The 13,304-nt window shown below is 69.9% G+C and carries 10 protein-coding genes and 1 pseudogene; 4 read left to right on the top strand and 7 right to left on the bottom strand.

Going from position 1 to position 13,304, the window contains the following annotated elements; translation table 11 throughout:
- Positions 1-94 precede the first annotated feature (94 nt).
- Complete coding sequence (locus BL254_RS26550; RefSeq protein ID WP_139342455.1) at positions 95-310, top strand: hypothetical protein; 216 nt, start codon at positions 95-97, stop codon at positions 308-310.
- Positions 311-1,128: 818 nt separating this feature from the next.
- Here BL254_RS26550 and BL254_RS22495 read toward each other — a convergent pair.
- Positions 1,129-1,351, bottom strand: a pseudogene (locus BL254_RS22495) (ATP-binding cassette domain-containing protein); the annotation flags it as partial.
- Positions 1,348-1,725 (bottom strand): GntR family transcriptional regulator, encoded by a 378-nt coding sequence (locus BL254_RS22490; RefSeq protein WP_047225175.1) that lies wholly within the window; start codon positions 1,723-1,725, stop codon positions 1,348-1,350. The gene BL254_RS22490 and the pseudogene BL254_RS22495, both read right to left, overlap by 4 nt.
- A 235-nt stretch (positions 1,726-1,960) precedes the next feature.
- Here BL254_RS22490 and BL254_RS22485 point away from each other — a divergent pair, with 235 nt between their 5' ends.
- Positions 1,961-2,692 (top strand): metal-dependent hydrolase, encoded by a 732-nt coding sequence (locus BL254_RS22485; RefSeq protein ID WP_013873871.1) that lies wholly within the window; start codon positions 1,961-1,963, stop codon positions 2,690-2,692.
- 548 nt (positions 2,693-3,240) lie between these two features.
- On the top strand, positions 3,241-4,056 hold the full coding sequence (locus BL254_RS22475; protein ID WP_047225162.1) for an alpha/beta hydrolase: 816 nt from the start codon (positions 3,241-3,243) through the stop codon (positions 4,054-4,056).
- 65 nt (positions 4,057-4,121) lie between these two features.
- On the opposite strand, the gene BL254_RS22470 is transcribed toward BL254_RS22475, so the two are convergent.
- Genes BL254_RS22470 through BL254_RS22450 form a run of 5 tightly spaced genes read right to left on the bottom strand, consistent with a single transcriptional unit; the run spans position 4,122 to position 11,021 of the window.
- Positions 4,122-5,549 (bottom strand): wax ester/triacylglycerol synthase domain-containing protein, encoded by a 1,428-nt coding sequence (locus BL254_RS22470; protein ID WP_047225161.1) that lies wholly within the window; start codon positions 5,547-5,549, stop codon positions 4,122-4,124.
- Positions 5,546-6,523: an alpha/beta fold hydrolase gene (locus BL254_RS22465; RefSeq protein ID WP_076845021.1), complete on the bottom strand. Its 978-nt coding sequence runs from the start codon at positions 6,521-6,523 to the stop codon at positions 5,546-5,548. The genes BL254_RS22470 and BL254_RS22465 overlap by 4 nt, the downstream gene beginning before the upstream one ends.
- A gap of 16 nt (positions 6,524-6,539) precedes the next feature.
- Positions 6,540-7,565, bottom strand: a complete 1,026-nt coding sequence (locus BL254_RS22460; RefSeq protein WP_047225160.1) for an NAD(P)H-dependent glycerol-3-phosphate dehydrogenase — start codon at positions 7,563-7,565, stop codon at positions 6,540-6,542.
- Position 7,566: 1 nt separating this feature from the next.
- Positions 7,567-9,540: a lysophospholipid acyltransferase gene (locus BL254_RS22455; RefSeq protein WP_076845019.1), complete on the bottom strand. Its 1,974-nt coding sequence runs from the start codon at positions 9,538-9,540 to the stop codon at positions 7,567-7,569.
- Positions 9,537-11,021: an HAD-IB family hydrolase gene (locus tag BL254_RS22450; RefSeq protein ID WP_076845016.1), complete on the bottom strand. Its 1,485-nt coding sequence runs from the start codon at positions 11,019-11,021 to the stop codon at positions 9,537-9,539. The genes BL254_RS22455 and BL254_RS22450 overlap by 4 nt, the downstream gene beginning before the upstream one ends.
- 1,949 nt (positions 11,022-12,970) lie before the next feature.
- Here BL254_RS22450 and BL254_RS22445 point away from each other — a divergent pair.
- Positions 12,971-13,255 (top strand): hypothetical protein, encoded by a 285-nt coding sequence (locus tag BL254_RS22445; RefSeq protein WP_175648448.1) that lies wholly within the window; start codon positions 12,971-12,973, stop codon positions 13,253-13,255.
- Positions 13,256-13,304: the final 49 nt, after the last annotated feature.

Below are 13,304 nucleotides of genomic sequence, written 5' to 3'. Positions count from 1 at the left end.
CTCAGTCGTTCGGACTGCTGTTTTTCCCGTCGCRCCGGCGGCCACCGGGTGTGGTGGGCATGTTCAGGTGCCGGGGTGACAGGTTGGAGCCTTCGTGACCGACTCGGCCCCCGTGCCAACGAACAAGCTCACCAAAACCTGGAACACGGCGAGGATCAACATGGTTACTCTTCTCATACCCATCACCTCTTTTCATGGCAATGAGACCGTGGTGTTCCTTCTCGCCGTGCCGGCAAAAACTACCGGACGGGTCGCCTGTTCCTGGCAGGGGCGAAAAGAAAAACCGGACCCTGTTGTGAGGATACCCTGAACCAATAGTCATCAAACAATAACGGCCTCGCCGCCGAGGCTGAACTGGCGGAATCGCGTACTTGGTGTCGTGATGTCCCTGACGGCGGGCTTTGCGTTCAGCATTCGGTGCCGATCACTTCCTGCGGCTCTCGCGCACCCCCGTCGTCTGGTGTCCCCCTGTCCCGGCGGTGGGATGTCGCCATCTCCGGCCACCCGCGATCAGCGGTGAAAGTCCCGCTTTGTGGCCGCGGCGGACCGGGCGTGGGTGTTGTTGAACCGGCTGGTCAGACGGTTACCCGGCGCATCGTGGTGAACCCTCCGGCGAACAGCGCGACCGCGAGGGCCGCGAGAACGCCGGTCAGCCCGGTGGCGCTGAGAGCCGGTGAAGAAGTCGCCGATGCTCGCCCAGGCGTCGGCCCGGGTGGTGAGGAGCGTGGCGGCAAGGAGAACGATGACCTGGCCGGCGATGAAGACGGCCATGCCGATGACGTTCCAACGGCGGTAGACGATGCCGAACCACATGCCGTAGACGAACAGCAGCGCCAGGCCCACGAACGAGGTCAGCCAGGTGAGGTACCACGCTCCCTCGAGGATGCAGTCCACCCGGAAGAAGTGCATGTTCCTGCCCCCTCCGCCGGTGGCCCGCTCGATGGCCTGCAGACCGGCGAGGGCGAGCCCGTAGACGGCGGCAAGGACGACAGCCAGACCGGCGGTGCCAAGATAGTAGGAGCGCCGCTGGCCCCCAGGGCGAGCCCGAACGGCAACGACCGGTAGGTGCTGAACAGCCCGCCGATGAACACCCAGACGTAGATCGTGACCAGCCCGCCGGTGTGGATGAACCGCGTCATTCTCGATCGGGCTGGCACCGAGCACCAGAACCTGCCCGGCCGAGGGGAACGCCTGGGCGGCGACGATGCGCAGCAGGGTGGTCTTGTCAGCGCCGTTGCAGGCCCAGCAGCCCGGTGATGGACGGCCCTTCGACGGTGAGCGTGACGTCGTCGAGGGCGAGGTGGTTGCGGTAGCGGCGGGTCAGACCGGCCACCGAGATCGTCGCGGTCATGGTCTGATCCCTTCCTCGGTGTGGCTGGCTTCCCGGATCAGCGTCACCGGTTCGTCGGCGTCGAACTCGAGCCGGTGCGCTTCGGCGACCAGCGGCTGCACGTAGCGTTCGGCGAACCGCTTGCGGCGTTCCGCGAGCAGCCGCTCACGGGCGCCGGCCGCCACGAACATGCCGATCCCTCGGCGCTTCTCCAACAGCCCGTCGTCGGTCAGCACGTTGATGCCCTTGGCCGCGGTGGCGGGATTGATCCGGTGGTAGGCGGCCAGTTCGTTGGTCGACGGCACCCGTTCGCCCTCCGCGAGGGCGCCATCGGCGATCTGGTCGGCCAGCCGTTCGGCGATCTGGGTGAACAGCGGTGCTCCGTCATCGAGCACATCGACCCTCCAGCTCTCGACAGTGGGACGGTTCATTGGCTAGTTGGTTCATCGGTTAGTTACCCGAATACTGTACCGATGAAGCCGATCCCGTCAAGGGCAGGTGAGATGACGGAGCAGAGCCGCTGCGAGGCGCCGCGCAGCCGCCCGCAACGCGGTTCCGCCCGGGGGTTGTGAAGATCGGAGAGGGGACGGTTTATAGTCCGTCGGTGCCGATCACTGAGGTTGACGTTTCATGATGGGGCGGACGCACGTGCTGAGCGGGGCGGTGGTCTGGTTGGCGGCCGCGCCCGCGCTGTCCCGGGGGGAGTGGTTGGGCTCGCAGCGGTTGCTGGGCTTACACACCGGGTCCCTGTCCACCGCCCAGCTGGCCGCCGGCGCGGTGGTGTCCGCGGGCGCGGCGCTGCTGCCCGACATCGACCATCCCAGCGGCCGGATCGCCAACACCTTCGGGCCGGTCACCCACACGATGTGCAAGCTGATCGGCCGGGCCAGCGGCGGCCACCGGCACGCCACCCACTCGATCCTGTTCGCGCTCGCCATGGGCGCGCTCATGAGCACGCTGGCCGTCCACGCCGAGTACGCCTGGTGGGCCGCGCTGTTCGTCCTCGTCGGCTTCGGGCTGCGCGGTCTCGGGCTGGATTTCGAACGGCAGGGGCGCCTGTCCTCCGTCATCGACTGCGTGGTCGCCGGGCTCGCGGTCTTCCTCATGCACGATCTCGACATGAGCTTCGCCGGTTACGCGGTGGCACTGGGATGCCTCGCCCATCTGGCCGGGGACTGCCTGACCCCGCGCGGCTGCCCCCTGCTCTGGCCGGTCGGCCGGCGGATGGAGATCCCCCTGATCCCCCGGACGGGCGGCAGGGCCGAGGAACGGGTGGTCATACCGCTGCTGGCCGTCGCCGCCATCGCCCTGACCGCGTGGACCGTGTCGGACGGGATCCCGTTCTCCCCGCTCACCGGCTGACCAGCGGCAGGTCGCCTGTTCGTCCGCCTGACATGCCGTGGCACATAGGTCGATCTGATGCGTCGTGATACCGCCGGTTGGCAGGGGCGGGCCGGGTTACTGCGTTGGGCCGAACGCGGTGACGGTGCGGTCGTGGTGAGCTGAGCGGCCATGGATGGATGGTCCTGGCTGACGGCTGCCCCGGTCGTCAGCCAGGACCTCCGTCCCGCGAACGTCACGAGAGTCCACGAGGGCCAGGACCATCCGCGCCGAACCAGCCGACTTCTGAATTTTTGGTTCTATCACTTTTTGATCAACCGGATTTCTGGTTATATCGTTCTGTGATCAACCAGTGGGTGGCCAGCGGGTCACCCCTGTGTGCGGCTCTGCCAAATCTCGGACGTATCGCCGCGGATGCTGGCCGGACGGGTCGGCAGCCACAGGCTYCCCGAGCGGCGCGAGCTGGTTGACGAGCCACCCATGACAGCCACCGGCAAGAGACAGACAGCCATCGGCAAGAGACAGAGGTTCCGGCCGCGCGAGCTCGCGCGCCGCGAGGAGGCAACGGCATGACCAGCCCTGGCACGATCACCACCCTCGCGGGCAGCCACGGCGCGCTCGCGCTGCACCGCTGGAGCGCGCAGCAGCCGTCGTTCGTCGCGCTGCTGGCCCACGGGTACGGCGAGCACGCGGGCCGCTACGACCACGTGGCGCGCAGGCTCAGCGATGCCGGCGGCGCGGTGTACGCGCCCGACCACATCGGGCACGGCCGTTCCGAGGGCGAGCGGGCACACGTCGAGCTGCTCGAGGACATCGTCACCGACCTGGGCACGGTCGCGAAGCACGCCACGGCGGAACACCCCGGCCTGCCGGTGGTCCTCATCGGCCATTCGCTGGGCGGCATCGTCGCGGTGCGGTACGTGCAGCGCGCCGTCGGCCCGGTGGACGCGCTGGTGCTCTCCGGCCCGGTGATCGGCGGCAACCCGGCGATCTTCGCCCTGCTCGACCTGGACCCGATTCCGGACGTTCCGCTCGACCCGGCCGCGCTCTCACGCGATCCCGCGGTCGGCGCGGCCTACGCGGCGGACCCGCTGGTCTACCACGGCCCGTTCCACCGTGAGTCACTGCAGACCCTCAAGGACGTCGTCGCCACGATCGCGGCCGGCCCGGGCCTCGGGGACCTGCCCACGCTGTGGATACACGGCGAGCTCGACCCGCTGGCCCCGCTCGCCGAGACCCGCGCGGCGTTCGAGCGCATCGGCGGTTCGAACCTGCGGCAGAAGGTGTACCCGGGAGCCCTGCACGAGATCTTCAACGAGACGAACTCGGACGAGGTTCTCGACGACGTCGTCGCCTTTGTGCGGGAGGCCGTGCCCGCGCGGTGACGCGGCGGATGCCGCCGACACCGGACGGGGTCGGCGGCATCCGCCGCGTCACCGCGCGCGGGCCGTCACAGCCCGCGAGCAAGATCCAGCACCTCGTCGAAGCCGTCGCGCAGATAGGCCGCGAAGACCTTCTCGTCGTCGATCACGTCGGGGTTGGCGTTGATCCCCACGCAGCACGTGCCCTCGTAGGACAGCATGGTCACCATCGCGGCCACTCCCGGCCGTGGGCCCATCGGGTAGACCCGCAGCACGCGGGAGCCTGCCAGGTAGAGGCTGCGCCCGATGCCGGCGAGGTTGGAGGCCTGCAGGTCCGACACGGTGGTCATACTGCCCGCGATCTCGATCAGCAGGGCGCGGGGGAGCCGGCCGAGCACCGGCGCGATGAGGTCGAGGAACCCGATCGCGGGCTCGGTGCGGGCCGTCGCCACGGCGGCGCGGATCGCGGCGATCCGTACCCGGGGGTCGGGATCGCCCACCGGGACGGCGAACCGGGCCCCGGCGAACCGGTTGCCGCCCATCGGGTCGTTGTCGGTGCGCAGGCTCACCGGCATGCCGATCGGTATCTGGTCGACGAAGACGTCGTGGTGCTCGTGGAACCGGCGGAACGCGCCCAGCAGCGCGGCCAGGAACGCGTCGTTGACGGTGCCGCCCGCGGCCCGTCCCGCCGCTTTGAGCTGTTCGAGCGGCACGTCGTGGGCGATCAGCCGGTAGCCGGTGCCGTCGTTGTTCAACACGGGTGACCGCTCGACGTCGGGCGGGGTCAGCACGCGGCGCAGCGACGCCCCGAAGCGGACGGTGTCGACGGCCGTGCCGACCGGGTCGGCAACCACCCGCCCGAGCGTCCGCACGGCACCCCGGGCCGCCGAGCCCGCCGCCTCGGCCAGGACGCCCGGCAGCCGCCCGGCCAGCAGCGAGATGGGTGTCTCCACCGGCCGAGGTGGCGGGAGCGGGCTTGAGTCGGGTTCCTCCCGTTCGGGGCCGCGCCCGTGGGTGAGGTTGAGCAGCTGGACCAGTCCGAGCCCGTCGGTCAGGCTGTGGTGCAGCTTCAGGAGGTAACCGGCGCGGCCGTCACGCAGGCCGGTGACGAGCGTGGCCTCCCACGGCGGCCGGTTCGGGTCGAGCGGCCGGGCCGCCGCGGCGGCGGCGATCTCGAACAGCTCGCTGTTGGAGCCGTCGCCGGGCACCCGGATCCGCTGGAGGTGGTAGTCGAGGTCGAAGTGCGGGTCCGGCGACCACGCCGGAGGAACGAGCGGCAGCAGCGGCTCGATCACCCGCTCGCGTAAGCGGGGCACCCGCAGCGTGAGCCGATCGTGGGCCGCGCGCAGGCGTTCCCACTCCGGGGCCCTGTCGAGGATCTCGACCAGGACCCCGGAGGAGCGGGTGCGCAGGTCGCCCTCCGCGCGCCACATCAGGGCTTCCCACCAGCTCATGTCCGCCGGGCCGCCCCAGCTCGAGCGGGCGGCGCCGATGGCCGGGGGGCTGTGGTCGGTCATAGGGCTGCTCCCTTGGGCTCGGCTTGCGGCCGCGTCTGGTCCGCGGAAGCGGTTTCCGGTCTCGTCTGGTCCACGGAGGCGGCGATCTCGAGGATCTGCCGGGCGACCGTGGCAGGCTCGTCGTACATCGGGACGTGACCGATGCCCGGCTGCTGGATCAGCTCGGCCCCCGGCAGCCGCTCCAGCATCGGCACGCCGAAGTACTCGAAGGGGATGACCCGGTCCGGCTGCGCCCACACGACCCGTATCGGGTAGTCATGGTCGGCGGGCAGCGGCTGGAGGTGGGCGTGCGGCAGGGTGCGCAGGAGCGGGTCGACGGCGGGGGCGTGGGCGCTGGCCCGGATGGTCAGGGCCACCGCCTGCGGGTCGACCCGCTCGGGGTGTGCCACCTGCGTCGCCAGGAGCAGGTGGCGCAGCAACGGGTTGCCCGCGATCAGGTCGGCGTACGCCGAGTACCGCGCCAGCGTGGCCACGGACAGGCGGATACCCAGTGCCACCGCGGCGATCCGGCATTGTGAGGTCCACGCCCCGGCCGGGCTGAACAGCACCAGTGAGCGGGCGCGGCCGCGGCGGGCCAACTCGATGGCGATCCAGCCGCCGAGGGAGTTGCCGACGACGTGCACGCGGTCCCAGCCGGCCCGGTCGAGCTCGGCCTCCACCCCGTCGACGAGCACGTCGAGCGTGACCGGGACCCCCGGCGGGAGCGGCTCCCCGCCGCCGTGGCCCAGCAGGGTCGGAGCGAGGACGTCGTGATGCGGCTCCAGCAGCGGCAACACCGGGTCCCAGGCGGGCCACGTACCGCCGACACCGTGCAGCAACAGCAGGGGCGAGCCTGATCCGGCGCGGTACCGGGGTGCGGGGAGCTGCGGTGGCTCCTGGTTACGCACCGCCGCCTGGGACAGCCGGCGCCGTAGCACCGCCGCGGAGACGGCACCGCCCGTGACCGCCGCGATTCCCCACTTCGCATTTACCATGACTCACCCTTCAGCTTCACCAGCTTGTCCCCCGCACCTCGTGGCCGGGGGCCTGTTTCAGCAGACCGCGGTAGGCGTCGCGGGCGGTCGAGCCGTGGTTGACCACGGCGTCGACCTCGCGTGCGATCGGCAGCTCGACGCCCGCCCTGTCCGCGAGCCGCATGACGACGCTAGCGCTGCGCACCCCCTCGGCCACCTGTTTCATCCCAGCCATAGCCTGACTGATCGTCTGCCCCCGGCCGAGCGCCTCGCCGACACGCCGGTTACGGCTGAGCGGACTCGTGCAGGTCACGATGAGGTCTCCGGTGCCCGCCAGACCATAGAACGTGACGGGTTCGCCGCCCAGCGCCTCGCCGAGCAGCGTCATCTCCCGCACCGCCCGGGTGATCACCATCGCCTTGGTGTTGTGGCCGGCTCCGGCGCCGTCGCCCATGCCCGCGGCGATGGCGAAGACGTTCTTCAGCGGCCCGCACAGTTCGACCCCGATGACATCGGTGGTGGAGTAGACCCGGAAGCGGGACGTGCGGAACAGGTCGGCCAGCTGAGCGGCGGTGTTCACGTCCGGCATCGCGAGTGTCGCCGCGGCCGCGTAGCCGTCGAGGATCTCCTTCGCGATGTTCGGCCCGGCGAGCACACCTGCGGGGTGCCCGGGCAGGACATCGGCGACGATCTCGGTCATCCGCCGGTCGGTTTCCTGCTCAAGCCCCTTGACCAGGCTGACCACCGGCACCCACGGCCGCGCGTACGGCGCGGCCTGCTCCAGGATCGAGCTGAACCCGTGCGAGGGCACCCCCATCACGATCGTGTCCGCGTCGGACACCGCCTCTTCCAGCGAGCTCGTCGCGTGCAGCTCGTCGGGGAGGACGGCGTCGCCGGTGTAGCGGCTGTTGCGCCGGTTCTTCTCGATGTCGTTCACCACGTCGGACGACCGGGCCCAGATCGTGGTCGTCGCGCTCCGGGACAGGATCGCGGCCACCGTGGTACCCCAGGAACCGGCGCCGACGACGGCGATCCGCGGCGCTCTGCGGCGTACGTATCCCACGTCAGCCTCCGACCCCGTCGGAAACGACCCCGTCGGGAACGCTCCGCAGCGATGCCTGCGGCCCGGGCACCACCCCGTTGGGAACGCTCCGCAGCGATGCCTGCGGCCCGGGCGGCACCACCGCGGACGTCGTGCCCAACGTCGCGATCTCCTGCACGGCGTGCAGGACGCGGTCGAGCTGGACCGCGAGCGCGCGCCGTCGGGCCACCAGCTCGTGCGGGTCCGCGCCGGGCTCGAGCAGACCGCGGTGGCGGGCCATCTTCAGCGCGGTGCGGAACATCTCCGCGGACACCGACTCCTCGCTCGCCACCCGGCGCTGCATCGCCCACTGCCTGCCAAGGTCCAGACAGTCGGCGAAGAACCGGTCCTCGTCGAGATCGGCATCGTCGTCGGCGAGCACCAGTTGCTCGGCGACCACCCGGTAGGCGTCGATGAACGGCCGCAGGACCAGATGCGCCACCAGCGGCGCCGCGTCGCGCAGCCACCGCTCGGCGTCGGCCGGGCCGACCTCGCTCGGGCGCGTCCCGCCCGCCATGATCTCTACTTCGCTCCACAGCTCCTCGGCGAACTCCGCGCGCGCGGCGAAGAAGAAGTCGAACTTGAGCAGCTCCCGCAGCTCCAGCGCCTCCTCCCAGGCCCCCCGCAGCGTGCCACCGCCGTGCCGGGCGATGGAGAGCAGCGCCAGCTCGGCGATGGCCCGCACGAGCAGCACGTGCACGGCGCTGTTGCGGTACACCGCGGCCACCAGATGCTGGTCGGCGGCCATGCCCCACACCGTCTCCGGCCCGCCGGCGAAGCAGGTCAGCACACCCGAGTTGACGAGGTCCTGCAGCGTGCGCCGCACCGTCGAACGGTCGGTCAGGTCGGACGCGGCGGCAACCGGCCACCCCCGCCTGCTCAGGTACCGGGCGAGCGGAGCCACCGTCGCGCAGACCTCGTCGAGCGTCAGCGCCCGGTCGGCACCCAGCATGGCGACACAGACGGCCGCGGTCGCGGTCACCGGCGTGGTGCGGTTGATGCGGTGGCACACCTCCAGCGCGACCCGCTCGACGAGCTGCCCGTCCTCCACCCCGTCGGCGCGGTAGGCCTGAAGCCGTTCACGCAGCGGGATCGGCGTGCCGAAGTCGATGTGGATGCCGCCGAGCCGTGTCTTCAGACCGCGCGCATACCCGATCAGCCAGCGCAGGTCCTCCGGCTGCTTGGCAGTGCCGCGTGCCTCCTGGGCCATCCGCGCCACCTCGTGGAACGGCAGCTGGTCGTAGAGGATGGAGACCGGCACGATGAGCGCGTCCGCCAGCTCGGACGACTCCAGGGCGTCGCTGACATAGCGCAKGAGGCCGTGGYGTGGGGGACGCAGCTTTCCGGTCCGTGTCCGTCCACCCTCGATCGACCACATCAGGTTGACCCCCGCGGCCACCATGTGTCCGACGTAGGAGCGCAGGGCGAGCCGGTAGACGGGGATGTCCGTCGTGGCTCGCCGGACGTGGACCATACCGATCCGGCGGGCGATCGTGCCGAGCGGGAAGAAGTTCAGGTTGGCGCCCGCCAGGCCGTAGGGGGGGTCGAGGCGGGCGCGCACTAACAGCGGAGGCAGGGCGAACTCGTCCAGGTACGACCGGTGCGAGATGAGGAAGATCAACGAGTGGCGCCGGTCCAGCCTGCGCAGTTCGGCGAGCGCGTTGTCGTCGGCGAGGATGTCGTACCCACGTACCATCCAGCGCGCGAAACGCTCCCACGTACCGGCGACCACCGGGTCGTGCACCGCGGACATCTCGCGCAGGTAACCGGCCGCCTCCGCGCGCACGGCCTGCTCGTCCTTGCCGAGCCGCTTGGCCAGGCCGTCGAGCGCGCTGAGGAACCCCGGGCTGGTGAGCAGCGCGGTGACCACGGGAGGGTCGCCCGCCCGTGGGTCGCTGAGGCTCRCCCGGCCGGGCCGGGCGACCAGGTCGCGGGCCGTCTCGATGGCGTGGATCATCGCGGGCTCCCGGTTATGTCCTCGGCAGGCTCCGCGCTGGCGGTGCCCGGCCAGTGATCCAACGTGTCGACGTAGAGGTCATGCACATGGGTGGCCGCCGCGTCGATGTCGGTACGGGTCCAGCCCTCGGTGGGGATCGGGGGCAGGACAGCCACCTCGATCCGGCCCTCCCGAGCCGTCCGGGCGTTACGCCACATGATCTCTCCTGCGTTGCGGATGACGATCGGCACGATCGGCACCCCGGCGGCGGTGGCCAGGTGGAAGGCGCCCTTCTTGAACGGGCCCACCCGCGGGGTGAACGACCGGGTGCCCTCCGGGGCGATGACCACCGACGTGCCGGAGCGCAGCATCTCGACCGCCGGTTCCAGCGCCGAGATCGCCTTCGTCGAGTTCCCCCGGTCCACGAACGCGACCCCGGCCAGGCCGAACAGGGTGCCCACCACCGGCATCCGCCGCACCTCCGCCTTCGCCACCGCGGTGAACCCCCGTCGCAGCACGCGGGAGGTGACCACGAAGTCGACCAGCGTGCTCTGGTGGTTGATGAGGAACACCGCCGGACGGTGCGACCACGCGTTGTGCTCGCCGACGACATCGACGCGGATGTTCCCCACCGCGGACGCGACATCCCCGAACAGCGACGTCATCAGGTCGACGCCGTAGCGCCGGTCGCGGGTGAGCACCCCCGCGACGATCCCGGCCCCCGCCGTGGCGAACAGGGTGCCGAACATGGCCGCGGTCCGTACGGCGGGCAGCGGGTCGAGCTGGTTGTGCCTGCGGGTGAACTCCAGTGCGGGCCATTCCCGCTGTCGCGCCTCGGTGGCCAGCATCGGCTGCGGGTTCACCGGGTGCGGATACCCGACCGCGCCGAGAAAGGGCACGTCCTCGTCGCCGTTGGCGTACGCGTGGCTGACCGTGAGGTCGATGCCGTGCCCGGCGGCGAACGCGGTCACCGCGGCGAGCTTCCCGTCGCCCCACAGGGCGCGGCCGGCGACATGCCCGGTGACGACGCCGCCCTCCTGCTCCAGTTCGGTGCACAGGACGTGCTCGACTCCCAGCTCGTCAGCCATCGGCTGGACCTGCAGACGGGTCGCCGACGTGGCAATCACCACGGTGTGGCCCTGGTTGACATGCGTCCGGACCAGTCGCCAGGCGCTGTGGAACAGTGAACCGGCGATCTCGCTCGCGAACARCTCCCGGCCGAGGGCGAGCAGTTCCTCCTCGGTGCGTCCGGCCCAGCCGCGCAGACCGGTCTCCAACAGCGAGGTGWAGCCTGCCTCGTCCAGTGGCCCGCGCACGGCGGCCAGTGCGATCCGCAGCAGCTCGTCCGGCCCGACCTCGAAGCTGCGCAACCGCCGGGCGTAGAGTGCCCGCGCGGAATAGCCCTCGATGAGGGTCCCGTCGAAGTCGAAGAACGCACCTACGTGCGGGCCCTTCGGACCGCGACGGATCGCCTCCGTCAGCTCGTCGACCGCGGCGGTCATCGCCCGTAGCCGAGCGCCGGGCCGGGGCGGCCGTCGTCGGGGTGTGAACTCTTGCGGATGACATAATGAATCATCGATGCCGTCCTGGATTGGGCGCGGTTCAACGTCTGCGTGGCCCGGCCGCGGAGTGGATCGCGCACACGCACTTCGTTCATGTCTTACAACGGTTCTTACAGCGGCCAGAACGAAATGGCAATGCTGTGTCCAGTTTTAGTGGCAGACGCCCCAGGGCTTTGTTTGTCAAGTGATTCACTGTTGATCTTGAGTGTGGTGTGGCTGGGTGGCGTGTTCGTCATGGGGTGCACAAATTTGATCCGTTTGGTCCGTGTTCTGATGCTTTGGAGTGGCTATCCCGGGAGGGAGTTCGGATGTCGGGATCACAACCATCACACATGGATCACAATCGACGCACACGTCCGAATTCCGCCGGCGGATGGCGGGCCTACCCGGATCGGCTGCGCCGTCGCCGCGACGATCACCGCGACACGCGTCACGCCTCGGACGGCCCACGGCACGCCCCGGACGGCCCGCTTGCGGCCGCAAGCGGCTGCAAGCAGGCCACTCGGCGGACGAGGAGGGTTGGGCCGTAGGGGTCCACCGGCATCGACGGGCCGGCCCTGCTCCGGGCCCGTGGCGCTTGTCCGCTGCCTGGCCTGGTTGGCCGTGATCGCGCCGAACCGGCGCCGAACCGGGTCCGAGCTGGGTCCGGGCCGCGGACGTCTTCTACGTCCCCACCGCCGAGCGGAAGAGCCACCGGGTCACCGGCGCGCCGGGTATGGCCCCGGCGGCACCGCTGCCCGCCCCGTGCGGGGCGTATACCACTCCGACCGGGGCCGCCGGCATCTTTGGGAATTCGTTGCGCTGTGTGTGGCGCATGGTGTGTGCCGTTCCGTCGGAACGGTTGGGGCCGCTACGACAATGCGGTCGCCGGCCGTTCTTCGTCGCTCTGGAATGCGAGCTTCCCGATCGCATCCGTTTCGCCACCCACACGGAGACCCGTACCGCCCTGTTCGACATCGTCGAGGAGTGTTGCAACCGGTGGCGTCGCCATTCGGCCAATGGATACCCCAGGCCTCACAAGCCCTCACGACCATGAAAACCGCTACCGCAGGTACGCTGAGATCAGACAGTCGTCAAAGCCCGGCGGCGGGAACCGGGCGGGTGGCTTCAGCCGGGGTGATGGCTCCCGACCTGGTGCTCGGGAGCCATCGGGCGCAGCGCTGGTTCCCTGCCGGCGCACCGGCCGCGGGCGTGCGGGCAGCGGTGGACGGCCAGCTTCTCGGCGACAGAACGGTGGGGTCCAGGACGGTGGGGGTCCAGAGGCGATGTCGGATCCTGGAAGATCATCTGTATTCGGGAGTGGATCCGGCCCGGCCGCCGGGTCGGATCCACTCCGCGTCGAATGGCTGTCCGTCACCTCGTGTGGAAATTGGACATGTTGGCAGAAAATCCGGAAAGTAACGGCGTCAATAGTGAAGGGTTGCGAATCGTCGTCCGGATGTGGCGGCCGTCACATTTGATACGCCACTGATCGGGTGCAACCGGGCTTCCCGCCCATGGCCGTGCCGACAACTGTCCGATGGCCCGATGGCCCGATGGCCCGATGGCCCGATGGCCCGCCGGCTGTCCGCCCGGCTGGCTGGGGGAGTCCTCCGCCGTGTCGTGTGGCGGGGACTCCCTCGTCGCTAACATGTTTTCTATCTGTACAATAATTTGTACTTATAAGTACATTTTTCGATACGAAATCGAGGTGTTCGTGGCTCAGGAACAGGCGACCGTCTGGATCCCGCGCCGCTGCGGCTGATCGGCGTGCTTCCGCTTCCGGGTGAACCAGGGCTTCGGGGACGGCGGGCAGCCGGGCTCCGTCGTCCACCGGTTGGCGGCTGGAATGATCGCCAGCGGACCGCTGGCTGGTCTGGCTGGCCCGGCCGACTTTTTCTGGCCGGCCGGTGACCCGTACCCGTGAGAAGGCCACGCTGCTCGCGACGTTGTACGGCAGGGCGCTCGACGCCGAGTCGCCCCGCTCCATCCTGCACGACACGATGGCGCTGGAAACCGTCAGACGGATCGATTTCGACTTCACCAGGACCGGGCTGCGGCGCGGTGAGCAGGCCGCCGTTGCGCTCCGGGCCAGGCACTTCGACAGGTGGACCCGCGAGTTCCTCGCCGCGCATCCGAAGAGCACCGTGCGGGAGTGTCTCGTGATCAGTGTTTCCGGCGGATTTGATCAGTAGGTCTCAGCGGACGGCCAGCGGTCACTAAACGTGATTGCCATCGCGTCGA

It is taken from the genome of Protofrankia sp. BMG5.30 (assembly GCF_001983005.1).
GTDB lineage: Bacteria > Actinomycetota > Actinomycetes > Frankiales > Frankiaceae > Protofrankia > Protofrankia coriariae.
This window is presented reverse-complemented; position numbering and strand designations above follow the sequence as displayed.

Excerpts from the sequence above, each read along its gene's own strand:
- BL254_RS22465 (WP_076845021.1), bottom strand. The coding sequence starts at position 6,523 with ATGGTAAATGCGAAGTGGGGAATCGCGGCGGTCACGGGCGGTGCCGTC.
- BL254_RS22470 (WP_047225161.1), bottom strand. The coding sequence starts at position 5,549 with ATGACCGACCACAGCCCCCCGGCCATCGGCGCCGCCCGCTCGAGCTGG.
- BL254_RS22475 (WP_047225162.1), top strand. The coding sequence starts at position 3,241 with ATGACCAGCCCTGGCACGATCACCACCCTCGCGGGCAGCCACGGCGCG.
- BL254_RS22485 (WP_013873871.1), top strand. The coding sequence starts at position 1,961 with ATGATGGGGCGGACGCACGTGCTGAGCGGGGCGGTGGTCTGGTTGGCG.